The sequence below is a fragment of the Bradyrhizobium sp. USDA 4354 genome, from assembly GCF_054060315.1.
Genome location: NZ_JBSSDC010000001.1, coordinates 2,719,081 through 2,741,706 on the forward strand (window position 1 = coordinate 2,719,081; position 22,626 = coordinate 2,741,706).

The window sequence follows — 22,626 nt, forward strand, 5'->3', positions numbered from 1 at the left end:
TAAGGTCTAGGGCGGGCGCGACACAAGCCACTGTCATCGCAACAATGCCCTGTCATTCCGGGGCGTCCGAAGGACGAACCCGGAATCTCGAGATTCCGGGTTCGATGCTTCGCATCGCCCCGGAATGACACGAGGTTGCCCGTGTGTTCACGCTTCCAGCGCGATGGCGTGAACGTGCCGGCCGTAATCCGGCTCCTTGCGATGCACCGAGCGGCGATAGCTGAAGAAGCGCTCGTCGGCATAGGTGTCGAGGCCGAGATCGTCGATCATCAGGATGCCGGCGGCTTCCAGCCGCATGCGGATGAAGCCGGCGAGGTCGAACATCGCGTGGCCCTCGCGCACGGAAGGGATGAAGAACACGGCGTTGTCCGCATCCGCCTCGATGAAGCGCGCGACGAACTCGTTGCCGACCTCGTAGCTGTCCTGGCGGATCAACGGGCCGATCGCGGCGATGATGCCGCCGCGCGTGGCGCCGAGCTTCTCCATCGCGGAGATCGTCGCCTCCAGCACGCCCGTCAGCGCGCCCTTCCAGCCGGCATGCGCGCCGCCGATCACGCGCGCATTGGGATCGACGAACAGCACTGGCCCGCAATCGGCGGTGGAGACGCCGAGCGCGATGCCGGGCGTCCTCGTCACCAGCGCGTCGCCCCTGGGCCGCGGTCCGCTCGGCCACGGCGCTTCAGCCACGAGCACGTCGGGCGAATGAATTTGGTGCAGGCTGAGGAAACGTTCGGGCGCGACGCCGACATGCTCGGCCATGCGGCGGCGGTTCTCAGCGACCAGGGCCTGATCGTCATTGGAGCCGAGCCCGCCGTTCAGCGCGGAATAGATGCCGCCGGAGACGCCGCCCTCGCGGGTGAAGAAGGCATGGCGCAGGCCGGGCACGGCGGACAGCAGCGACGAAGCAAGCGTCATGAGGCCTCTCCTGCCTGCTCGAGATCGCTGAGGCCGGCAAGGCGGGATAGTCTGGGCTCGGAGATGCCGAGCACCTTGAACATCGAGCCCATGCCGCCACGCCCGGTATCGGTCAGGCGCTTGAGCGCCACCGAAATGTCGGTGGCCACCTCCGGCGCCGCCTTCTGCATCAAGGCGGCGGCGCGGGTGTCGATGCCGATACGCTTGAGGAAGTCGCCTTGCGTCACCGGGCCGTGCACGCGGGCGCCGACATCCTCGGCCGCGCGTGCCAGCGCCTGGAAGTCGACATGGGCGGTGACGTCGGCCTGGCCCGGCGCCTTCAAGGGATCGGCGAAGGTGTGGCGCGCGATGGCCTGGAAGGTATCGCCGGCATCGCTGCGCAGATGGCCGTAGTCGATGATGAGCGCCGCGCCGTCCTGGTCGCGCACGCGCGTGGCGAGGTTCATGATTTCGCCGTCGGGCCGCCACTCGAACACGGCGCCGACCGGTGCGGCGCGCACCAAGGGCGGCAGCAGCACGTCGAAGCGCGGCGTCGGCTCCGGCGCTGCGCCGAACTGAAGCTTGCCGTTGGGATCGATCTCGATCACGCGCTCGTGCCAGCCGTTCTCGAGCCTGACCATCTGGTGGATCGGCAGCACGTCGAAATATTCGTTGGCGAGGATGATGCTCGGTCCTTCCGGCACCTCGTCGATGCTGTCGTGCCAGGCGATGTTGCGCACATTGGCGAGCGTCGCACTCTGCCGTTCGCGCAACACGGGATTGACCTCGACCAAGTGGATGTGAAGCGCCTGGTAGAGCGGCGGCAGCACGCGCAATGCGCGCAGCGCGTCCGCCATCATGGTGCCGCGGCCGGGGCCGAGCTCGATCAGCCGCAAAAACTGCGGCGAGCCCATCTGCCTCCAGACCGAGGCTGTCCACAGTCCCAAGAGCTCGCCGAACATCTGGCTGACTTCGGGCGCGGTGGTGAAGTCGCCCTCGCGCCCGAGCGGATCGCGCGAGACGTAATAGCCGTGGCGCGGGTGCATCAGGCACAGTTCCATGTACCGCCAGACCGGCATCGGGCCTGAGGACTTGATCAGCGCCTTGATCTCGTTGAGGAGCGGCTGGTCGGTCACAGCTATCTTCTCGAAGTGAATTAACGAATGGCCTGGACGGGCTTCGGCGCACCGCGCCTGACAGCCCATACAATAAGTATGAGGCCTACGATAAGCATCGGGATCGACAACAGCATGCCCATGGTTAATCCGCCCCAGAGGAAACCGAGCTGCGCGTCCGGCTCGCGGAAATGCTCGCCGGCGATGCGAGTCAGGCCGTAGATCAGGATGAAGGCGCCGAGGATCATGCCGGGGCGCCTCAGCGCGCCGAAGCGGATCATGATCGCGAGGACGGTGAACAGCAGGATGCCCTCCATGCCCGCTTCATAGAGCTGGCTCGGATGGCGCGGCAGCTGCGTCGGATCGTTGGGGAAGATCATCGCCCAGGGCAGGCTGGGGTCGGTGGCGCGGCCCCACAATTCGCCGTTGATGAAATTGGCGATGCGTCCGAGCAAGAGCCCGAGCGGGGCGACCGCCGTGGTGATGTCGCCGAGCGACAGGATCGAGATGCCGTTGCGGTAGGCGAACCACATCACCGCGACGACACAGCCGAGGAAGCCACCGTGGAACGACATCCCGCCCTCCCACAATCGGAAGATCGCGGCGGGATGATCGATGAAGAAGGGCAAATTGTAGAACAGCACGTAGCCGGTGCGGCCGCCGAGGATGATGCCGAGCGTGACCCACAGGATGAAGTCGTCGATCTGCACCAGCGACATCGGCGCCGGTCCGCCCCACAGGCGCTCATTCTTCAGCAGCGAGCGCGCATAGAGCCAGCCGAACACGATGCCGCAGATATAGGCCAGCGCATACCAGCGGATCGCGAACGGGCCGATCTCGATCGCGATCGGCTTGAAGGCGGGAAAGTCGATCAGCAGAAAGGGCATCGCGCCTTCTATGTCCAAGCGAGATCGCGGCGGTCGAGCGCCAGCGGACGCCCTGTGATTCTTCTTATGCAGGGACGTTGAATACGATTGCAAGGAAACCGGCGCATGACAAGGATACCGCCGCTTCGCTCTTGAACCGGCCCAATCGGATTGCCATTGTCTTTTCGTGCGTTCGCGCAAAGTTTATCGAAAGGCCGCGAGGAGACCGACATGACCCAGACCAGCAACCGGTTTTTCGACGAGATCGGCCGCCTGATGAACGACGCCGCCGGTGCGGCCCAGGGCGTCAAGCGCGAGTTCGACACGGTGATGCGCACCCAGGCCGAAAAATTCCTGCGCGACATGGATCTGGTCAAGCGCGAGGAGTTCGAGGCGGTCAAGGATATGGCCCGCCTGGCGCGCGAGGAGAACGAGGCGCTGAAAGCGCGGATTGCAGCGCTGGAGGCAAAGCTCGGGGGTACCCCGACGTAAAGCGCGGTCTCTCTTACCCTCCCCTGGAGGGGGAGGGTAACGACCCGGGCCGGGAGGGTGCGCCCCCCGGCTACCAGCCCATTCTCCTTGTCATTTCCGCATCTTCCGGGTAAAAGCCCGCCACGTCCGCGGCCCCCGCACCCCTGGAGGCTTGCTGCGGACCATGCCATGGGCCGCGTTGCGGCCCATTAACTTTTGCAAAAACAAGGACTTAACGACATGGCGACGACCGTCAAGGAATTGAAGGCGACCGCACGTCCGAAGAGCGGCAAGGGGGCCGCCCGGGCTGAGCGTCGCGCCGGGCGAGTGCCCGGAGTGATCTACGGCAACAACCAGCCCCCGCTCACGATCTCGATCGAAGATCGTGAACTGCGCCAGCGCATCCTCGCCGGCCGGTTCCTGACCACGCTGGTCGATATCGACCTCGAGGGCAAGAAGCACCGCGTGATTCCGCGCGACTATCACCTCGATCCGGTCAAGGACTTCCCGATCCATGTCGACTTCATGCGGCTCGGCGAAGGCGCCACCATCCGCATCAGCGTTCCCCTGCACGTGGTGAAGGCGGAAGGCTCGCCCGGCGTGAAGCGCGGCGGCACCGTCAACATCGTCGCCCACGCCATCGAGCTCGAATGCGGCGTCGAGAGCATCCCGCAATACATCGAGGCCGACGTCGGCTCGCTCGAAATCGGTCACTCGCTGCATCTGTCGGATATCAAGCTGCCGGCCGGCGTGAAGGCGCTGACCCGCGAGGATGCGACCCTCGTCACCATCGTGCCGCCGTCCGGCTACGCCGAAGAGCAGAAGGCCGCAGCTGCGGCGGCTGCCGGTGGTGCGGCTCCGGCCGCGGGTGCTGCTGCTCCGGCTGCAGCTGCTCCGGCTGCTGCTGCTCCGGCGGCGGCTGCCAAGGCTCCCGCCGGCGGCGACAAGAAGAAGTAATCTCTCAAAGCTGGCGCGCGATCCTTGATCGCGCGCCGAGCGAGGGGCGCGCCGCGTCATGCGACTCTTTGTTGGGCTCGGCAATCCCGGCGCGAAATACGCACGTAACCGGCACAATATCGGCTTCATGGCCGTCGACGAGATCGCGCGGCGTCATGGCTTTGCGCCATGGCGCCGCCGCTTTCAGGGCGAGACCTCCGAGGGCTCGCTGGGCACTGAGCGCGTGATCCTGCTCAAGCCCATGACCTACATGAACGAGTCCGGCCGCAGCGTTCAGGAAGCGGCAGGCTTCTTCAAGATCGCGCCGGGCGACGTCACCGTGTTCCACGACGAGATTGAGCTGCCGCCGGGCAAGGTGCGGGTCAAGATCGGCGGCGGCATCGCCGGCCACAACGGCCTGCGCTCGATCTCGGCCCATATCGGCAACGACTATCGCCGGGTGCGGCTCGGCATCGGTCATCCCGGCGTCAAGGAGCTGGTGCACGGCCACGTGCTGTCGGACTTCGCCAAGACCGACAACGAATGGGTGGCGACGCTCTGCGACGCGGTCGCCGAGCACGCCGCGCTGCTTGCCAAAGGCACGGACGCGACCTTCGCCAACAGGGTGCATCTCGCCATGCAGGCAAAGGGATTTTTGACCAAGGACGAGAACGGCAAGGAATAACGCTCGTGGGATTTAAATGCGGGATCGTCGGATTGCCCAATGTCGGCAAGTCGACCTTGTTCAATGCGCTGACCGAGACGGCCGCGGCGCAAGCCGCCAACTATCCGTTCTGCACCATCGAGCCGAATGTCGGCGAGGTCGCCGTGCCCGATCCGCGGCTGGAGAAGCTCGCCGCCGCCGCCAAGTCCGGCCAGATCATTCCGACCCGGCTGACCTTCGTCGATATCGCCGGCCTCGTGCGCGGCGCATCCAAGGGCGAAGGCCTCGGCAACCAGTTCCTCGCCAACATCCGCGAGGTCGACGCCATCGCGCATGTCGTGCGCTGCTTTGAAGACTCCGACATCACTCATGTCGAAGGCAAGATCGCCCCGCTCGCGGACATCGAGACCATCGAGACCGAGCTGATGCTCGCCGACCTCGACAGCCTCGAGAAGCGCGTCGACAATCTCACCAAGAAGGCCAAGGGCAACGACAAGGACGCCAAGGAGCAGCTCGACCTCGTCAACCGCACGCTGGTGCTCTTGCGCGAGGGCAAGCCTGCGCGCCTCGTCGAGCGCAAGGCCGAGGAGGAGCGGGCGTTCTCGATGCTCGGCCTGTTGTCGTCCAAGCCCGTGCTGTATGTCTGTAACGTCGAGGAAGGCTCGGCCGCGACCGGCAACGCCTTCTCCAAGGCGGTCGAGGAGCAGGCTGCGAAGGAAGGCGCGGTTGCTGTCGTCATCTCCGCCAAGATCGAGTCCGAGATCGCGACGATCTCCCGTGAAGAGCGCGCCGACTTCCTGGAGACGCTGGGCCTCGAAGAAGCCGGCCTGGATCGCCTGATCCGCGCCGGCTACATGCTGCTCGACCTCATCACCTACTTCACCGTGGGCCCGAAGGAAGCGCGCGCCTGGACCATCCATCGCGGCACCAAGGCGCCGGCGGCGGCCGGCGTGATCCACACCGATTTCGAGAAGGGCTTCATCCGCGCCGAGACCATCGCGTATGAGGACTACGTGGCGCTGGGCGGCGAAGCCGGCGCGCGCGATGCCGGCAAGCTCCGCCTCGAAGGCAAGGAATACGTCGTCGCCGACGGCGACGTGATGCATTTTAGGTTTAATACGTAAGCCGCAACGGACTCGTAGGGTGGGTTAGCCGTGCAGATACGCGAAGCGAATCTGGTCGGCGTAACCCACCTCTTCTGCTTCCGCGGAGATGGACAGTGGTGGGTTACGCCTTCGGCTAACCACCCTACGGCACCTGCGCCGGCCTCACCGCATCCCGCCGCCCTGGTCGCGGATCGCGCCGAGATGCTCGTTGATGCGGAAGACGATCAGGATCAGCTCCGCGACGATGCGTGAGAACACGATGCCGACGACGACGCTCGCGATCGAGGACAACAGCACCAGGAAGCCGCCGAACGGGCTGATCGCCATCGCAGCAAGGCCTGAGAAGATGCCGGAGAGGCCGAACAGGCAGATCAGCGCGATCACCAGCCAATAGAAGGTCTTGATGATCGTCGGCGTGATGAAGCGGTCCCATTGGAATAGATCGCTGAATGAAAACATTGCTTTCCCCAGGGCAAAATTTGGGCCGCGTCGATGCATTCTGGCCCTCGGCTGATCCGACTCAAAACCGCGGCCACCCCGTATGTAGCACGAGCCATGCGGGCCGGCGGGTTGAGATTGCTGCAAAGTGCGGCCACAATCTGTCATTCCCGCAAAGCTTTCCCAAGATGACCCTGACCTTCGAAGATTTCCCGCCCGGCCGGTTCGGAACGTTCGGCCCGCGCCATGTCACCCGCGACGAGATTCTGGCCTTTGCCGCCGAGTTCGATCCGCAGCCGATGCATCTCGACGAGGAGGCCGCGGCGAAAAGCATGCTGCGCGGCCTGTCCGGCTCGGGCTGGCACCTCTGCTCGCTGATGATGCGGATGATGGCCGATGGCTTCATCACCCGTGCCGCCTCGCTCGGCTCGCCCGGCGTCGACGAGGTACGCTGGCTCTCGCCCTTGCGGCCCGGCGACGATCTCACGCTTGACGTCGACGTCGTGGATGCGCGCACCTCGAAGAGCCGCCCGGAGCTCGGCATCGTCAAGTTCAAATGCACTGTGCGCAACGCTGCGGGGCAGGCCCTCGCCGAGATGACCTCGCCGATCCTGATCAAGCGACGCGAGGGAGCCGTCTGATGCGGTTCTTTGAAGATATCGCGATCGGACAGCGCCGCGAGATCGGCAGCTGTACGTTCACGGCGGAGTCCATCAAGACATTCGCCGCCAAGTTCGATCCGCAGCGCTTTCATCTCGACGAGGAGGAAGGCAAGAACTCGCTGTTCGGGGGGCTCGCGGCCTCGGGCTGGCATGTCGGCTCCGCCTGCATGAGCCTGCTCGTCGCCGACGGCCAGCGCCTGGCGCGCGAGGCCGCTTCGCGCGGCGAAGAGGTCGCGGTGTGGGGCCCGTCGCCGGGCTTTCGCGACCTGCGCTGGATCAGGCCGGTGCTTGCCGGAGACACCGTCTCCTACGTCAACGAGGTCATCGACAAGCGCACCTCCGCCTCGCGCCCCGGCTGGGGCATTCTGACGGCCCGCACCATCGGCACCAACCAGCGCGGCGAGGAGGTCTATTCCATCACCGCCTCAGCCTTCGTGCCGCTGCGGAAGACCGCTTAGTTTAGAATCGATCGAGCTGGTCGCAGTTCCTTCACCTCTCCCCGCTTGCGGGGAGAGGTCGAACTCGATCGCAGATCGAATTCGGGTGAGGGGGTACAGGTCTCTCGATGGATCTCACGTGTGGAGAGAGGCCCCTCACCCCAACCCTCTCCCCGTAAGAACGGGGCGAGGGAGAAGCGAAACCGAGCAAGTGTTGCCCGCGCGCTATGGACGCGATTCCGGGCGGCTGCCATAAGCCTGCGCAACATGGTTACCGCGAAGCAGTTTGGCGGAACCGGTGAGTTGCTAACTAATTATGAACCTGTCGCTGCCTATTTGAAACGAATTGGCAGAGACAGGGGACGAGGACCATGGCTGATCGCGGCGCACTCAAATTCGTTGGATTCATCTTCGCGACCGCGACGCTGGCCGTGATGCTGGTCGCCGGCATGGTGGTGAAGGGCTATGCCGATGGCGCCTACACGCTGGAAGCCTCGACCGTGGAAGCGGCCCAGTAAGAATTCGTTCATTTTTCAGGGCCGGTATCCGGCCCTGTGTCAGCGGCTGTAGACGAACGCCAGCACCGCAATCGCAACCGCCAGCAATCCGACAAAGCGCAGCATGATCGTGCCGAGCTGGTTCGGCGCGGGCCGCAGCGATATGGGGTCCGTGTTGTCGGGCCGAATGCTTTCCATGACATGTCCCCTGAGCCCGGCCGTACCTGCACGGGCGCTTGGCGTTTGTCGCCGGGGAGGGGCTGGGGGTTCAAAAGTGCACGCTCGTGTCCCGGACGCGCTGCAGCGTGCAACGCTGCTGCGCAGAGCCGGGACCGATCGCGCCGCGCATTCGCACTGACCATGGGCCCCGGCTCTGCGGCGCGTCACTGCGTGCCGCACCGCGTCCGGGGCACGAGACGTCGTGAATCAAAACCGCCGCGCTCCTTCCGGAACGCGGCGGCTGGTGATGCGGTGTTTTGCGATCAGCTGTTGCGCAGGCCGTCGGCGGCGCGCTTCCACTGCGCGACGTTGTCGGCGATCATGCGAGTCGACTTCATCGCGGCCTGGCTGAGCTGGGCATAGCCGGAGATCTCGCGCTGGACGCGCTGGCCTTCGGCATGCAGCAGGTCGCGCAGGCTCTCGAGCTCGGAGATCAAATTCTCGATCTCGGCGAGCGAGGTGCCGGCGACGCGCTGGATCAGCGAGTTGACGTTGTTGACGGTGGCTTCCGCGCTCGGGTCGAGCGGCGGCGCGTCGGTGGTGCTCGATGCCGGACGGCGCAGATAGGCGATGTCGTTGCGGACGAAATCGCGGATGCCGGCTTCGACCTCGGTCACGGCCGCGAGGTTGGTGTCGACCGTTTCGGTCTCGGTGGCTTCGATCTTCTCGGGACGGATGGCGTTCATCGGTGTTCCCCTGTTCGCGTTGAGCGCAGCGCGAGTGTCCCCCGCACGACGACGTCTGTGAGGCCGCCGCATCAGGGCGTCCGATTTTGACCGCAAATGGGCCGAGATGCGGCAAGGCCGGACCATTCGGGGGTTTTGCCGTGGCGTATGGTTAGGGAAGGGTGAATCGCGCAGCGAGGTGAATGCGCGGCTCGGTCGGTGCTCGTCTCCCTCTCCCCGTTCTTACGGGGAGAGGGCGGGGTGAGGGGCTGCATCCGCGATCACGGTGAGAGTTGGACTCGCGGAGAGTCCCCCTCACCCGGAATTTGCTTGCGCAAATTCCGGCCTCTCCCCGCATCCGCCTTCGCTGAAGCTTCGGCGGACAAGCGCGGGGAGAGGCGAAGACATCACCAGCTCTTCTTGAAGCCCGCCGTCACGCTCTTGTTGATCGCGCCTTGCGATGTCTCGCCGACCGAGCCGGAGACGGTGACGTTGTCGAACAGCTTCTGCTCGGCGCCGAACTTGCGCAGCCATTTGTCGTCGGTGGTCGACAGCGTCTGGCCGGCGGTGATGCTGGTGCCAGTGTCGGTGAGCGTGACCTTGGCGGTCTGCTCGGTGTCGTAATTGCGCGTGATGTGGCCGCCGATGCCGGGGACGGCGGTGGTGCCCTGCTGGTTGACGCTGTAGCCGTTCTGCAGCGTCAGCGAGGTGTCGCCCGACAGCGGCACCGATTTGGTCAGCGACGCCCCGATCCTGCTGTGCTCGGCGCCGGGATCGACCCGCGCTTCCACCGCGGTCTTGTCCCAGATCGAGCCCGCGCCGGGCGCGGTCGCCGCCGCCCAGGCGCTGCCGGAGGATTGCGGCAGGCTGCCGCCATTGGCAGCCTTCTGCGCCAGCAGCTCGGACATTGTCCTCGGCTCGCTCGCCACCGTCATGTCGGCGCCGACCCGCGTATCCCAGAACGAGAACACGGACTGCTTCACGGTCACCGCCGAGGAGCCGTTTGCATTGGGGTTCGACGACCAGTCCAGCCCCTCCTTGGCGGCGGCCCGGGCGCGCTTCTTGGCGGCCATGGGGTCAATGCCAGTCCCGGCATCGACTGCGAGCTGGCTCCAGTCGAGCTTGTCGACATCGATGCCCTTGAGCACGTCGGGGTCGTTGACGTCGGGCGCTTCTGCGGCCTCGGTCTCCGCCTCGTCCGCAGCCGCTGTCGGCGGAATGATCTGCGCCGAGACCGTCAGCACCGAGCTCAAAATGAATGCGGCCGCCAGCAACGGCAGCCTGGTCCAGCCAAACCCTGTCGAGAATTCCATCGTCCTGCCCGCGAGCCCCGGCGCATGCCTTTTGATAATATATATCGAGCTTCGGCCATGCGCCATTCCGCGCGGAATATGCTGATCCATCGTCGCGAAATTGTGACGGCTCGCCGCGAATGACGAACCAACGGGCCGCGCGAAAGGCGCGCGCCCAATGACGAGCTCTTGATGCGACGGCATCCGGCGGGGCTGGAGGCCAGGACGTCGCGATAGCCCTGTCATCGGTCCCGACAGGCGGGGCCCGTTGGCGTCCCCCTCAGCCGACGCTGGTCATCTTCGGCAGATGAATGGCGCGGCCGAGTGCCTGCTCGACCAGGTCGAAGGTGTCGATCAGCACGCGCATGCTGATCAGCTTGCCCGCCTTGAACTGGGCGAACTGCGCCACGCGCAAGCTGATCGGCTTGTTGTAATCCAGAGCGGTCAGCGAATAGCGCAGCATCGAGGCGGCGGAATCGACGCCCAGCATGATGCTCTCGCGATCGAAGCGGCGGACGTGGAAATTGTCGGCGAGCTGGCGGATGACGTCGAGCACGGCATTCTTGCCCTGGCGCGCGCCGAGGAACGGAAACATGTCGATCGGGCCGTAGAGCGCCCACTCGACGTCCTCGTCGATCAAGGCTTCGATATCCCTGAAATCCCGGTCGTTGATCGCGCGGTGCAACGCGCGCGAGAAACGCCAGAGGCTGTGCTCTGTCATTTGGGGCGGTCCTGAAGCTGGCTTGCGAAAAACGGAAAAACAACCCCATGCACAGTCAGGTGCGGGGGCTCAACTCGTTTGTATACGAATAAAATACGGGGTTTCGGCCAAAACGCAATTCACGTTTTCGCAATGCACCATTGAGCGGGTTTTGTGAGATTTACAATAGAACCCCGTAATTGTCCGGGTCTCGACGCTCATACCCCCGTGATCAGCGGCCCGATCTCGCGCTCCAAGACCTGCTGCACCAGGTCGTAGGAATCGATGATCTCGCGAATCTCCGCGACGAGCCCGCCGCGGAAGCTGTAGAACACCGCCATGTCGAATTGCACGACGCGGTCGTTGCTGCGCTTCCTGAAGTAAGCGTGCATATAGGTCGCGACCGCCTCACCCTCGGCGACGATATGCGGCGCCTTGTAGCGGATCTCCGAATAGCGCGACCAGACCGTCTGCCAGAGCTCGCGCAGCTCTTGCTTGCCGTGGCGCGGCACCATGTGCGGCAGCACGTCGATCGGCGCGTGGGTGAGGAAGTCGACGTCGTCGGTGCAGCAGGACAGTGCCGTCTCGATATCGCCGCGCGCGAAGGCGTCGAGCAGATGCACGACGCGTTGGCGATTCAGCTTCTCGACCGTCATCACGCCCGTCCTCGTTTGGCCCCGTGGCGTCGCGCAACGCTAACGCGCGGTTTCGCGCACCGGCAATCCGCAAAATCACAGGGATGTTGCAGACGGTTTGACGCGCGAGCGCAATGCCTGGTTCATGGTGTGCAATTGCTGGTTGAGTTGTGGGATGGCCGCACGAATTCGCGCTCTATCCGATTGCCTGGCGCGCAACGCGCATGGAGCAATGCGCAACATCACCGCAGGCGCAGGCGCATGGAAACCTCCGTCGGCTCGGCAAAGGCGAACCCGCTGCCGCGTCGGCGGTCCGCTCCCTCGCCCCGCTCGCGGGGAGAGGGTTGGGGTGAGGGGGAGTCTCCGCGGGGACGGTGACAGTTGGACTCGCGGAGGCTCCCCCTCACCCGGAATCCAAGCTGCGCTTGGATTCCGGCCTCTCCCCGCAGGCGGGGAGAGGCGAAGTGCCGCGTGACCCATCTCACATCACCCCACCGGCATCACAACTACCGTCATCCGCATGTCATCAGGGAGACGTGCCATGGCCGCCATCGCCACCGCCAGAAAGTCCCGCCTGCACAACGCGCTCGAAGGCCTCGCGCTGACTGCGACCCTGCAGAGCTTCCCGACCTTCGCCACTGCGGCCTTCCTGCTCAAGCTCATCGGCAACCACGACCTCGTCGGCGACCCCGGCGTCGCCATCTTCGTCGCCATCGCCTCGCTGATGCACGCAATGCTCGCGGTGGCTCTGGGCCCGAGCTTCCCCGCCGTTTTCAAGACCGTCTACGAGCCGAAATTCTTCGAGGCCCATCTGTCGCTGTCCGACAAGATCACCGCCTGGCGCACCCAGCCCGTCGCCTCGCTGCAACTCGTGACCATCGTGCTGCTGCTGTCGGTGATGGCCGTGGTGACGGCGAGTGTGGGGTGAGGGGACCCGAAGACCATTAATGGTACGATCGAGAAGGTTGTGCGAGCGGCTTGTTTCCTGATAGCTGTTCGCGGCATCAGACCCACCATTATCGCAAATAGAATCTTGAACGCCTTTCCTAAGGAACTAGCGAAGAAGGTCTCCGATCGTTGGCCAAACATGGTCGCAGGCGACTATGTGACGCCGCCTCTGCCGCCTCTCCGTCTCCTGCGCCACTTGCTCGAGGTCGCTTACCTGGCCGCAGCAACGCCTGAGGAAGCGCGATATCCTCAGTTCAATCTTCTTGCGGTGCCGAAGGAAGGGGCAGGAGAGGGAGGGCTTGGGAGTATTTGGAAGCTAGAAAGTCCTCGTCCTCTCTCGATCGATGAGCTAAGGCGCCTAGCTCCGTCGGTCGATTTCAAGAAGTCAGCGGTTCTCGTGGAGTGGAGCGATCGTGATTGGCACATAGCCGGGCTGGTCGACCTGGGCACATCGTGGGGGCGTGCGCGAACAGGTCTTCAGTATGAATATGACCATCCAAAAGCGCTTTTCGTGCAGGTCGAGCGCCCCGGAAAGATGAAAGTCTATCAAGGAGAGTTTCTTGTAGCGTCACTCTCCGACGGAAAATTACAGCGCATTAACGGCATCGACTATCATTTAGCCCTGCATGAACCGGTGCACAGGGGTCTTGAGAATTTGGCGGAACGAATTGCGTCGCCAAAGGAAGAACATCCGCGGGAATATCATAATTTCGTGTTTACGGCGCATTGGAATATCATTGCTGCGATTGCGAATTGCATTAGCGATGAGGCGCATGGCGGCGCTGTAATACTAGTGCCTCCTAAGACAATTCCTTCGGAGCAAGATGTACGGATTAAGTACCGACAGAACTCTGGAAACCTTACCGATGCATTCATTGAATTTATGAACGCAAGAAATAGGTCTATCGATCTCGTCCTTCAAATTGAAAGCGGCCAGTCGTCCAAGGCTGTCCGAGGTGCATGGGCTCAAGCAGAATTGGAGTTAGCGAAGGCGCAGTCGAAGCTTGTTGAAGCGATACGATTTGTGGCTCGTCTGTCGGGCTGTGATGGTGCGATCTTGCTTTCGCAGGATCTACGGTTGCTAGGATTCGGTACCGAAATTCGAGCTGAGTTTGAACCCAAGTCCAAGGTTTGGGAGGTTCTCGATGAAATGCGTAACACCGGACGGGAAATGGACGTTGAGCAATTCGGATTGCGTCACCGATCCGCGATTAAGTTAGTCAGCAAACAACCCGAGTACACAGCAATCGTAATTTCGCAAGATGGGCCAACCAGCGTTGTTTGGTACGACCGCAAACGAATCAACGTTAGGAAAGGAGTTCCACTAACCAATCTCAATATGCCCTGGGCATAGGTTTTTTCGCTGGTTCGAATTGGATGCGCAGTCTACCTCTTCTTCCACCCCCCGCGCCGCCCCGGCGCCCCGCCCGTCGACTTCGGCGCCGGCCCGAACTCCGGGCCCGACTGCCTTGAGTCCGTCGGCTGGATGATGCGGCTGGTGCTGCCGAACGGCTTTGACGGGAGCGCGCGGCCCTCGCGGTAGGGCAGCGATTCCGGGCCGTGCATCTCGTCGAGATGCGGCTTGTGCACCTTCGAGCCGCTGCCGCCGCCGCTGGCTTTCAGCGCGGAGCTCACGGTTTTCTTCTTCATGGCGCTGACGGGCAAATTGGCGGCATCGCCGTATTTCTTCGCCCCCGCATAGGCGCCGGCCTTGCCTGCCACCGCGCGCTGCTTGGCGGTGGGGTCGTCGACCACGGCGAGCTCGGTGGCGCGCAGGCGCTTGACTTCGTCGCGCAGGCGGGCGGCTTCCTCGAAGTTCAGGTCGGCGGCGGCCTCGCGCATGCGGGTTTCGAGATCGGCGAGCACGGCTTCGAAATTGTGGCCGATCGAGATGACGTCGTCGGTCATGTCGTGGCCGCCGACCTCGACCAGCACGTGGTCGCGCTCGTAGACGGAGTTGAGGATGTCGCCGATCTGCTTCTTCACGCTCTCCGGCGTGATGCCGTTGGCGGTGTTGTACTCGACCTGCTTCTCGCGGCGCCGGTTGGTCTCGGCGATCGCGCGCTCCATCGATCCGGTCATCTGGTCGGCATAGAGGATCACCTTGCCGTCGACGTTACGCGCGGCGCGGCCGATGGTCTGGATCAGCGAGGTCTCGCTGCGCAGAAAGCCTTCCTTGTCGGCGTCGAGAATCGCGACCAGCGCGCATTCGGGAATGTCGAGGCCTTCGCGCAAGAGGTTGATGCCGACCAGCGCGTCGAACGCACCGAGACGCAGATCGCGGATGATCTCGATGCGCTCGATGGTGTCGATATCGGAATGCATGTAGCGGACGCGAATGCCCTGCTCGTGCAGATATTCGGTGAGGTCCTCCGCCATGCGCTTGGTCAGCACGGTGATCAGCGAGCGATAGCCGGCCTGCGCGGTGGCGCGGACCTCGCCGACGAGATCGTCGACCTGCGTGCGGGCGGGGCGGATATCAACGGGAGGATCAATAAGTCCGGTCGGGCGGATCACCTGCTCGACGAACACGCCGCCGCTCTCGTTCAGCTCCCAGCCGCCCGGCGTCGCCGATACCGCGACGGTCTGCGGCCGCATCATGTCCCATTCCTCGAAGCGAAGCGGGCGGTTGTCCATGCAGGAGGGCAGGCGGAAGCCGTATTCCGCCAGCGTCGCCTTGCGGCGGAAGTCGCCGCGGAACATGGCGCCGATCTGCGGAATGGTGACGTGGCTCTCGTCGGCGAAGATCAGCGCGTTGTCGGGGACGTATTCGAACAGCGTCGGCGGCGGCTCGCCGGGGCGGCGGCCGGTGAGATAGCGCGAATAGTTCTCGATGCCGGCGCAGCTTCCGGTCGCCTCCATCATCTCGAGGTCGAAGGTGGTGCGCTGCTCCAGCCGCTGGGCTTCGAGCAGGCGGCCCTGGTCGTGCAGCTGGTCGAGCCGCTGCTTCAATTCGAACTTGATCGACTTGATCGCCTGCACCAGTGTCGGCCGCGGCGTCACATAGTGCGAGTTGGCGTACATCTTGATGAATTCGAGCTCGTCCTGCTTGTGGCCGGTAAGCGGATCGAATTCCTCGATGGCCTCGATGGTGTCGCCGAACAGGTTCACGCGCCAAGCGCGATCTTCATAGTGCGCCGGGAAAATATCGATCACATCACCACGCACGCGAAACGTGCCGCGGGTGAAATCGGCCTGGGTGCGCTTGTACTGGAGCGCGACGAGGTCGGCGATCAGCTGGCGCTGGTCGATGCGCTCGCCCTTCTTCAGCGCGAAGGTCATCGCGGTGTAGGTCTCGACCGAGCCGATACCGTAGATGCAGGACACCGAGGCGACGATGATGACGTCGTCGCGCTCCAGCAGCGCGCGCGTCGCCGAGTGGCGCATGCGGTCGATCTGCTCGTTGATGGAGGAGTCCTTCTCGATGTAGGTGTCGGTGCGCGGGACGTAGGCTTCAGGCTGGTAGTAGTCGTAATACGAGACGAAATACTCGACCGCGTTATCAGGAAAAAAGTTCTTGAACTCGCCATAGAGCTGGGCGGCCAGCGTCTTGTTCGGCGCCAGGATCAGCGCCGGGCGCTGCGTCGCCTCGATCACCTTGGCCATGGTGTAGGTCTTGCCCGAGCCGGTGACGCCGAGCAGCACCTGCGAACGGTCGTTACGCTGGATGCCCTCGACCAGCTCGGCGATCGCGGTCGGCTGGTCGCCTTTGGGCTCGTAGGCTGACTTGATCTCGAAGCGGACGCCGCCTTCGGACTTTTCCGGGCGCGGTGGCCGGTGCGGCGTCCACACCTTCATGGAGCCGTCGTCCTTGCGGAACTCGGGACGGCCCTCGCGGATCAACGATTCCAGTGCGTCGGCGGTCGCCTTGACGCCCAGCGCCTCCATCTTGGAACGCGGCGGACGCGCCAGCGCCTCCGCATCGTCCTCCTCGGTCGGCAGTCCGAGCTGCCGCGCCAGTTCCGGATCGAGTGTCGGGATCGTGGCCGCAGTGCCGTAATTGGCCTGTGGTGCCTCCTCCAGTCCCGCGGGGCGGTCGCTGGGGAAGTCCTTAGGCGTCGAAGCCCGCGCGCGATGCGCCGCAGCCTCGCCTCCGGCGCGGCGGTCGCGCGAATTATCCGGCGGCGGCTGCAGCCCGGTGCCCGAGCCAAGCCCGGCATCGCCGCGATTGATCGCGGGATTGAGCAATTCGGCCAGCGCCGGCCCGATCGGCTGCACGTCAGGGCGGTGCGCTTTAGAATTCGGTGCCTTCGAGTTCGGGGCCTTGGTCTTGGGGGATTTGCCGGATTTTTCGGGAGATGCAGGTTTCTTCGCCATGGGGCGAATATGGGACGAGTCCGCCCCTCAATAAAGGGCGAATGACCCGCCATGCTCAGGCTGCTGACAGCAGGTTGGCAGCAGCCGTGCGGTTCACGCCGCCGGCAGCGGCCCCTCGTCGTCCCCAGCGGTGACATTCGGCTCGAGGATGTCGAGGTGAATGCCGCCGCAATCGGTGCAGCGCATGGTCCAGTACTCGCATCCGGCGCGGCCGCCGATCACGCGGAGCACCGCGAGATCGCCGTCGCATTCCGGGCAGTTGGAGAGCACTGCGCGGGCGTAGATCCGCGGCTGCGCTGCATCGGTTTCGATGATGGACATGACCGGTTCCCCCCTTTGTGCCGCCCTGTCTCTGGTCCGCCTGCGGACCGCCTATTCGTCGTCGCTGCCGGCCCGTAGCCGGAAACGATCGATGTGGTGCTTGGCATCGGCAATCGCGGCATCACGATCGGGCCAGGCGAAGCCGACTTCCATGGCAGGAAACAGCACGCCGTCGATGGCCACCGGGCTGAAATCGGCACGCCGGATCCGCGCGTGCCACAGCCCCTTGCCAGCTTCGAAGGATTCGATGTCAAAGCCGTCGTAAAGGGTCGTCATGAGTGTAGGTCCCACGTTTCTTTTCGGAGGGTCAGGGGACCACGTTTGCGGATTCTGGGATGTGAAGCCGTTCACAAGCGCTGCGATTTTTTGCCCAGGACTTATCCATCAGGGCTAATCGAAGAGGCTTCAGTTCCGCGCGGAACTGCGGCCGGCCCGGCGCACGGGGCGGGCCGCGGGCTCCGATGCCGCCCGCATGATCCAGCGGCGGAAGGCGGCAAAGTCGCGCTGCTCGGTCTGGAAGCTGCGATAGAGCAGATACCAGCGCATGCCCTTGGGCACCGAGAGGTCGAAGGGTGCCACCAGCCGGCCGGCCGCGAGATCGTCGTCGATATAGGGGCGGATGCCCATGGCGATGCCGAGCCCGTCGGCCGCGGCCTGCAGCGCCTGGCCGTAGAACTGGAACTCGGGCCCACGCGCGTTGATCCGCGTAGCGCCCGCGGCCTTCAGCCAGATTGGCCAGTCGTCGGGTGAATGCGCAACGCGGATCAGGCTCGGTCCCTTCAGGTCGGCCGGGCGCTTCAGGCCGCCCGCCAAGCGCGGCACGCAGACGGGGGTGAGGTCGCCGGCGAACAGCGGCTCGGCGACGAGGCCGGGCCAGTCGCCGGTGCCGAGCTTGATGCCGCAGCTCCAGTCTTCGCCAAACGGCACCGCGGCGCCGCCGGTGGTGAAGCGCACCTCGATGTCGGGCTCCTCGCTGCGAAACTCCGACAGGCGCGGGATCAGCCAGCGCATCGCAAAGGTGTGACCGACGCCGATGGTGAGCACGCGCACGCTGGCAGGCGCCGTCACCTGCGCCGTGAGGCTCGCCAGCGCATCGAAGATCGGGGTCAGCCCGCCCTGATAGGCGCGGCCGGCCTGCGTCAGCACCAGGCGGTTGGCCTTGCGTTCGAACAACGCGACGCCGAGCCGCTCTTCCAGCAGGTGCACCATGCGGCTGACGGCGGCTGCCGACACGCTCAGCTCCTGCCCGGCCGCAGCAAAGCTGCCGGTCCGCGCCGCCGCCTCGAACGCCTTGATGCCGTTGAGAAACAGCAGCCGCCGCAAATGCCCGACCCTCAGGAAAGCTGATGCCAGGGCAAGATAACTCAGTTTGCGCGAGAGAAGCAAGCGAGGCACAACTTGCAGCGTCGATTTTAGGCTGACTTGTCGGGAACGCCGCGGCTTCTTCGCCTCCCCCGCCTGCGGAGAGAGGCCGGAATTTGCGAGGGCAAATTCCGGGTGAGGGGGACTCTCCGTCCAACTGCCGCCGTCCCCGCGGAGACTCCCCCTCACCCCACCCTCTCCCCGCAAGCAGGGCGAGGGGGAATGAGCAGTCTGCGTCCCTTACCGACCAACCGGAGAACTCCCTCGTGACGCCCATCATGATCGCGGCCCTCGGATTGCTGATGGTGGCAACCGCGTTCCTGTCGGGGCTGTTCGGCATGGCGGGCGGGCTGATCCTGATCGGCGTGCTCCTGGCCTTGGCCTTGATGCCGCTGCCGACCGCGATGGTGCTGCATGCGATCACGCAGATGGCCTCGAACGGCTGGCGCGCGTTCTTGTGGCGGGCGCATATCCGCTGGCGGCCGGTCGCGAACTATATGGTGGGCGCTGCCGTCGCGCTCGCGGCCTGGTCGCTCACCCGCTACGTGCCGGACAAGCCGACGGCGCTGCTCTTGCTCGGCATCACCCCGTTCATGGCGCGGCTGCTTCCCGCGAACATCAAGCCGGATCCTGATAGGCTCTGGCAGGGCACGGTCTATGGCACGATCTGCATGGGTCTGATGCTGATGACCGGCGTGTCGGGGCCGCTGCTCGACACCTTCTTCCTCGGCGGCGATTTCGGCCGGCGCGAGAAGGTCGCGACCAAGGCGATGTGCCAGCTCGTCAGCCATTTCACCAAGCTGGTCTATTTCGGCGGCATCATCGATCAGGCCGCCAGCCTCGATCCCGTGCTCGCCGGCGTCGCGATACTCGCGTCGATGCTCGGCACCACGCTGGCGCGGCGCATCCTCGAGGCCATGACCGACCAGCAATTCATCGCCTGGTCCAACAAGCTGATCACCACCATCGCCTGCTACTACATCGCCCATGGCGGCTGGCTCCTGGTTCGGACCCCGGTGCTCGCAGCTTTCGACAGGGGAGGTTTGCAATGAGCGAGACGGCCGATCCGCTGGTGCTGGACTTCGTCGAATGGGTCGCGCGCGAGCCGCGCGCCTATGCCGAGGTGATCGCGACCTGGAAGACCTCGTGCCCGCGCCTCACCATCTGGGAAGACGCCACTGAGCGGGGTTACGTCGCGCGCGAGACGCTGCCCGGTGTCGGGCTCGTCATCGCGGTGACGGAAGGCGGCGAGAGGTTGCTGCGCACCAACGGGCGGTGATTTTCACGACTATTTCTACATCGTCATTGCGAGCGCCAGCGAAGCAATCCAGAATGTCGCTGCGGAAGCAGTCTGGATTGCTTCGTCGCAAGGGCTCCTCGCAATGACGGAGCATGAGGAGGCCGCCAATCTCGCTCAAGCTCTACGAACTCGTCGGCACCGATCCCGCGCGCCCGTTCAGCCCGTATTGCTGGCGCACCCGGATGGCGCTGGCGCACAAGGGACTATCGGCGGAGACGCTGCCCTGGCGCTTCACCGAGAAGAGCGCGCTTGCCCCGCACGGCTCGGAGAAGGTGCCGGTGCTGCTGCATCACGACAAGCCGGTGGTCGATTCCTGGACCATCGCGAATTATCTCGAGGACAATTTCCCGGATCGCCCGTCGCTGTTTGGCGGCGATGGCGGCCGCGCCATGGCGCGCATGATCAATGCATGGGGCGACATCGCCATCGTCGGCGGCATCTTTCCGCTCGTCATCGCCGACATCCCGAAGAATCTGGCCGAGGTCGACGCAGCCTATTTCCGCAAGTCCCGCGAGACGCGCTTCGGCGGCAAGACTCTCGAAGAGATCATGGCGAGCCGCGATGCCGGCGTCGTCGCATTCCGCAAGTCGCTGGAGGTGATGCGGCAGACGTTCAAGACGCAGCCCTTCATCGGCGGCAACGCGCCGAACTACGCCGACTACATCATCTTCGGCGGTTTCCAATGGGCGCGCGTGGTCAGCCCGTTCAAGCTGCTGGAGGCGGATGATCCGGTCTATGCCTGGCGGGAAAAGCTGCTCGATGCGTTCGACGGCATGGCGCGAAAGTCGCCGGGGCATGCGGTGTAACACACGTCGCTTCGTAGGGTGGGCAAAGGCGCAAAGCGCCGTGCCCACCATCTCTCTCGATCGCCAAAAATGCGTGGGCACGCTTCGCTTTGCCCACCCTACGATACTGCCTCCGCCGCCGCTTTCCGCAAACACTCCCGGCACAGGCAGTCCTCGCCCTCGATCGGCATCGGCAGCCGTGCCGTCTCCTCCGCACACCAGCAATTGCCGGAGGGATCGCAGCCGAATTCGCTGCCGCAACGGGAGCAGGTGAGACGGCGCGCGAATGCCGGCGCTGACGGCATTTCTTTCGGATTTGTCATGATTTACGTCGAAGCTTCGCCGTCATTTTCATGTCGGGTTCATCTGTCGCTGCGGTATATTACGCGCCGCGCACGTATCAGGAAAGCGGCTCCCAACGCGCGAAGGACAAATCGATGGCCCGCGATTCGCAAGCCGCCCTCGTCGCGCTCAACCGCTTTGGCCTCGGCGCCCGCGGCGGTGCATCGGGCGATCTCATCAACGCAGCCTCCGATCCGCGCGGCTTCGTGAAGGCGGAGCTCGCGCGTCCCAACGGCGTGCTGCTGGAGGCGCCAGGCCTGCAATCGACGCCGCAGCTCGGGCAGGCCGTGTTTGTCTATCAGGACCAGGTCAAGCAGGCGCGTGAGGCCGCGAAGGCCGCGGCGCCCGCCGAGACGCCGGCTCAAGCGCCTGCCGATCAGAGGCCCGCCCTGCGCCGCAATCTCTCGCTGAACACAGCCGCGACCGAGATCGCCGGCCGGATGGCCGAGGCGAAGCCGGCTGCTGCGCCGGCCAAGCCCGAGACCATGCAGCCGAATGCGGCCACGCCGCCTGCCGCAAAGCCGGCACCGCAACCGCTCAACGTGATTCAAAAGACCTTTCGCGCCGAGGCGCTGGCGCGCCTGCAGCGCGCGACGCTGGCCGAGTGCGGCTTCACCGAACGTCTCGTGGTGTTCTGGTCCAACCATTTCTGCATCTCCGCCAGCAAGGGCGAGCTGGCGCGGATCTGGGCGGGCGCGTTCGAGCGCGAGGCGATCAGGCCGCACGTGCTCGGGCGTTTCGCGGACATGCTGAAGGCGGTCGAGCAGCATCCGGCGATGCTGTTCTTCCTCGACAACCAGCAATCGCTCGGTCCGGATTCGCGCGCCGGGCAGAACCGCAAGCGCGGTCTCAACGAAAATCTCGCGCGCGAGATCATGGAGCTGCATACGCTCGGCGTCGGCGGCGGCTACACGCAAGGCGACGTCACCTCGCTCGCGCGCATCATCACGGGCTGGACCTTTGCCGGAAGGCAGGGGCAGCTAGGGATCCCCGGCTCCTTCGTCTTCAACGTCAATGCGCATCAGCCTGGGCCGCAAGTCCTGCTCGGCAAGAGCTACGAGGCCACCGGGCTCGCGCAGGGCGAAGCCGCGCTCGCCGACCTCGCGCGACATCCGTCGACCGCGACCTTCATCGCCACCAAATTCGTCCGTCACTTCGTCGCAGATGATCCGCCGCCGGCGCTCGTTGCGCGCCTGCGCGACGTCTTCGTCAAGACCGACGGCGATCTCAAGGCGATGGCGACCACGCTCGTCGATTCCGACGAGGCTTGGCGCGCGCCGCTCGCCAAGATGCGCTCGCCTTACGATTTCCTGGTTGCGAGCGGCCGGCTGCTGGCGCGCGTGCCGGAGGATCCCGGCGCCTATCTGAACAATCTCAATCTGCTCGGCCAGCCGCTATGGTCACCGCCGGGCCCGAACGGCTTTCCCGATACCAATGCCGCCTGGGCCGCGCCTGAAGGCATCAAGCTCAGGCTCGACATCGCCGCGCAGATCGGCGCGCGGCTCGGCAACAACATCGATCCGCTCGATCTGCTGGAGTTCGCCGCGGCCGACGCCGCCTCGAGCGAAACGCGCCGCACCATCGAGCGCGCGGAGTCGCGCCAGCAGGCGCTGGCGCTGCTGCTGATGTCGCCGGAAATGCAGAGGAGATGATG

General features: G+C 64.7%; 27 protein-coding genes. 13 read left to right on the forward strand and 14 right to left on the reverse strand.

Features of this window, described 5'->3' with window-relative positions; translation table 11 throughout:
- Positions 1-147 precede the first annotated feature (147 nt).
- The 3 genes from pgeF to lgt are packed head-to-tail and all read right to left on the reverse strand — an operon-like array spanning position 148 to position 2,896.
- A complete protein-coding gene (gene pgeF, locus ACVIIV_RS12735) occupies positions 148-915 on the reverse strand; it encodes a peptidoglycan editing factor PgeF (protein WP_456744496.1) in 768 nt (255 codons plus the stop codon).
- On the reverse strand, positions 912-2,030 hold the full coding sequence (locus ACVIIV_RS12740; protein WP_456744497.1) for a class I SAM-dependent methyltransferase: 1,119 nt from the start codon (positions 2,028-2,030) through the stop codon (positions 912-914). Before ACVIIV_RS12740 ends, pgeF begins: the two co-directional genes overlap by 4 nt.
- 20 nt (positions 2,031-2,050) lie before the next feature.
- A complete protein-coding gene (gene lgt / locus ACVIIV_RS12745; RefSeq protein WP_456744498.1) occupies positions 2,051-2,896 on the reverse strand; it encodes a prolipoprotein diacylglyceryl transferase in 846 nt (281 codons plus the stop codon).
- A gap of 210 nt (positions 2,897-3,106) precedes the next feature.
- Here lgt and ACVIIV_RS12750 point away from each other — a divergent pair, with 210 nt between their 5' ends.
- The 4 genes from ACVIIV_RS12750 to ychF all read left to right on the forward strand — a co-directional run bounded on the left by ACVIIV_RS12750 (position 3,107) and on the right by ychF (position 6,070).
- Positions 3,107-3,367, forward strand: coding sequence for an accessory factor UbiK family protein (locus ACVIIV_RS12750; protein WP_091886723.1), 261 nt, complete (start codon positions 3,107-3,109; stop codon positions 3,365-3,367).
- A gap of 219 nt (positions 3,368-3,586) precedes the next feature.
- Positions 3,587-4,303: a 50S ribosomal protein L25/general stress protein Ctc gene (locus tag ACVIIV_RS12755; protein ID WP_456744499.1), complete on the forward strand. Its 717-nt coding sequence runs from the start codon at positions 3,587-3,589 to the stop codon at positions 4,301-4,303.
- Between the two features lie 58 nt (positions 4,304-4,361).
- Positions 4,362-4,967, forward strand: coding sequence for an aminoacyl-tRNA hydrolase (gene pth / locus ACVIIV_RS12760; protein ID WP_456744500.1), 606 nt, complete (start codon positions 4,362-4,364; stop codon positions 4,965-4,967).
- Positions 4,968-4,972: 5 nt separating this feature from the next.
- Positions 4,973-6,070, forward strand: coding sequence for a redox-regulated ATPase YchF (gene ychF, locus ACVIIV_RS12765; RefSeq protein ID WP_456744501.1), 1,098 nt, complete (start codon positions 4,973-4,975; stop codon positions 6,068-6,070).
- Positions 6,071-6,214: 144 nt separating this feature from the next.
- Here the strand turns inward: ychF and ACVIIV_RS12770 are convergent, their stop codons facing one another.
- Positions 6,215-6,511, reverse strand: coding sequence for a DUF4282 domain-containing protein (locus ACVIIV_RS12770; RefSeq protein ID WP_018648333.1), 297 nt, complete (start codon positions 6,509-6,511; stop codon positions 6,215-6,217).
- 167 nt (positions 6,512-6,678) lie between these two features.
- On the opposite strand from ACVIIV_RS12770, the gene ACVIIV_RS12775 reads away from it, so the two are divergent.
- From ACVIIV_RS12775 to ACVIIV_RS12785, 3 genes are all read left to right on the forward strand, one after another.
- Positions 6,679-7,131 (forward strand): MaoC family dehydratase, encoded by a 453-nt coding sequence (locus ACVIIV_RS12775; RefSeq protein WP_456744502.1) that lies wholly within the window; start codon positions 6,679-6,681, stop codon positions 7,129-7,131.
- On the forward strand, positions 7,131-7,610 hold the full coding sequence (locus tag ACVIIV_RS12780; protein WP_456744503.1) for a MaoC family dehydratase: 480 nt from the start codon (positions 7,131-7,133) through the stop codon (positions 7,608-7,610). The genes ACVIIV_RS12775 and ACVIIV_RS12780 overlap by 1 nt, the downstream gene beginning before the upstream one ends.
- A 350-nt stretch (positions 7,611-7,960) precedes the next feature.
- Complete coding sequence (locus ACVIIV_RS12785) at positions 7,961-8,107, forward strand: hypothetical protein (RefSeq protein ID WP_165405295.1); 147 nt, start codon at positions 7,961-7,963, stop codon at positions 8,105-8,107.
- A gap of 39 nt (positions 8,108-8,146) precedes the next feature.
- On the opposite strand, the gene ACVIIV_RS12790 is transcribed toward ACVIIV_RS12785, so the two are convergent.
- From ACVIIV_RS12790 to ACVIIV_RS12810, 5 genes are all read right to left on the reverse strand, one after another.
- Positions 8,147-8,284 carry a hypothetical protein gene (locus ACVIIV_RS12790; RefSeq protein WP_164934668.1) on the reverse strand — a complete coding sequence of 46 codons (138 nt, stop codon included), beginning with the start codon at positions 8,282-8,284 and terminating at the stop codon, positions 8,147-8,149.
- 284 nt (positions 8,285-8,568) lie between these two features.
- Positions 8,569-8,991 carry a hypothetical protein gene (locus ACVIIV_RS12795; protein WP_027576078.1) on the reverse strand — a complete coding sequence of 141 codons (423 nt, stop codon included), beginning with the start codon at positions 8,989-8,991 and terminating at the stop codon, positions 8,569-8,571.
- A gap of 386 nt (positions 8,992-9,377) precedes the next feature.
- Positions 9,378-10,283: a hypothetical protein gene (locus ACVIIV_RS12800; RefSeq protein ID WP_456744504.1), complete on the reverse strand. Its 906-nt coding sequence runs from the start codon at positions 10,281-10,283 to the stop codon at positions 9,378-9,380.
- 259 nt (positions 10,284-10,542) lie between these two features.
- On the reverse strand, positions 10,543-10,983 hold the full coding sequence (locus ACVIIV_RS12805; RefSeq protein ID WP_456744505.1) for a nuclear transport factor 2 family protein: 441 nt from the start codon (positions 10,981-10,983) through the stop codon (positions 10,543-10,545).
- Positions 10,984-11,180: 197 nt separating this feature from the next.
- Positions 11,181-11,618, reverse strand: a complete 438-nt coding sequence (locus ACVIIV_RS12810) for a nuclear transport factor 2 family protein (RefSeq protein ID WP_456744506.1) — start codon at positions 11,616-11,618, stop codon at positions 11,181-11,183.
- A 520-nt stretch (positions 11,619-12,138) separates the two neighbouring features.
- Here ACVIIV_RS12810 and ACVIIV_RS12815 point away from each other — a divergent pair.
- Positions 12,139-12,525 carry a hypothetical protein gene (locus ACVIIV_RS12815; protein WP_456744507.1) on the forward strand — a complete coding sequence of 129 codons (387 nt, stop codon included), beginning with the start codon at positions 12,139-12,141 and terminating at the stop codon, positions 12,523-12,525.
- A 105-nt stretch (positions 12,526-12,630) separates the two neighbouring features.
- Positions 12,631-13,899: a putative sensor domain DACNV-containing protein gene (locus ACVIIV_RS12820; protein WP_456744508.1), complete on the forward strand. Its 1,269-nt coding sequence runs from the start codon at positions 12,631-12,633 to the stop codon at positions 13,897-13,899.
- A gap of 32 nt (positions 13,900-13,931) precedes the next feature.
- Here ACVIIV_RS12820 and uvrB read toward each other — a convergent pair whose 3' ends face one another.
- The 4 genes from uvrB to ACVIIV_RS12840 all read right to left on the reverse strand — a co-directional run bounded on the left by uvrB (position 13,932) and on the right by ACVIIV_RS12840 (position 18,506).
- Entirely contained in the window at positions 13,932-16,862 is a 2,931-nt protein-coding gene (uvrB, locus tag ACVIIV_RS12825; protein ID WP_456744509.1) for an excinuclease ABC subunit UvrB, read from the reverse strand.
- Positions 16,863-16,955: 93 nt separating this feature from the next.
- Positions 16,956-17,183: a hypothetical protein gene (locus ACVIIV_RS12830; protein WP_456744510.1), complete on the reverse strand. Its 228-nt coding sequence runs from the start codon at positions 17,181-17,183 to the stop codon at positions 16,956-16,958.
- A gap of 51 nt (positions 17,184-17,234) precedes the next feature.
- A complete protein-coding gene (locus tag ACVIIV_RS12835; protein ID WP_456744511.1) occupies positions 17,235-17,459 on the reverse strand; it encodes a hypothetical protein in 225 nt (74 codons plus the stop codon).
- 129 nt (positions 17,460-17,588) lie between these two features.
- Positions 17,589-18,506, reverse strand: a complete 918-nt coding sequence (locus ACVIIV_RS12840; RefSeq protein ID WP_456744512.1) for a LysR substrate-binding domain-containing protein — start codon at positions 18,504-18,506, stop codon at positions 17,589-17,591.
- A gap of 305 nt (positions 18,507-18,811) precedes the next feature.
- Between ACVIIV_RS12840 and ACVIIV_RS12845 the strand changes: the two genes are divergently transcribed.
- The 3 genes from ACVIIV_RS12845 to ACVIIV_RS12855 all read left to right on the forward strand — a co-directional run bounded on the left by ACVIIV_RS12845 (position 18,812) and on the right by ACVIIV_RS12855 (position 20,651).
- The gene (locus tag ACVIIV_RS12845) at positions 18,812-19,597 is read left to right on the forward strand and encodes a sulfite exporter TauE/SafE family protein (protein WP_456744513.1); all 786 of its coding nucleotides are present in this window, start codon (positions 18,812-18,814) and stop codon (positions 19,595-19,597) included.
- Positions 19,594-19,824, forward strand: coding sequence for a hypothetical protein (locus tag ACVIIV_RS12850; RefSeq protein WP_453949749.1), 231 nt, complete (start codon positions 19,594-19,596; stop codon positions 19,822-19,824). Before ACVIIV_RS12845 ends, ACVIIV_RS12850 begins: the two co-directional genes overlap by 4 nt.
- A 128-nt stretch (positions 19,825-19,952) precedes the next feature.
- Entirely contained in the window at positions 19,953-20,651 is a 699-nt protein-coding gene (locus ACVIIV_RS12855) for a glutathione S-transferase family protein (protein WP_456748713.1), read from the forward strand.
- A 98-nt stretch (positions 20,652-20,749) separates the two neighbouring features.
- Here ACVIIV_RS12855 and ACVIIV_RS12860 read toward each other — a convergent pair whose 3' ends face one another.
- Positions 20,750-20,953, reverse strand: coding sequence for a cysteine-rich CWC family protein (locus tag ACVIIV_RS12860; RefSeq protein ID WP_456744514.1), 204 nt, complete (start codon positions 20,951-20,953; stop codon positions 20,750-20,752).
- Positions 20,954-21,067: 114 nt separating this feature from the next.
- Here ACVIIV_RS12860 and ACVIIV_RS12865 point away from each other — a divergent pair, with 114 nt between their 5' ends.
- Positions 21,068-22,624 carry a DUF1800 domain-containing protein gene (locus ACVIIV_RS12865; protein WP_456744515.1) on the forward strand — a complete coding sequence of 519 codons (1,557 nt, stop codon included), beginning with the start codon at positions 21,068-21,070 and terminating at the stop codon, positions 22,622-22,624.
- The last annotated feature ends 2 nt before the right edge of the window (positions 22,625-22,626 follow it).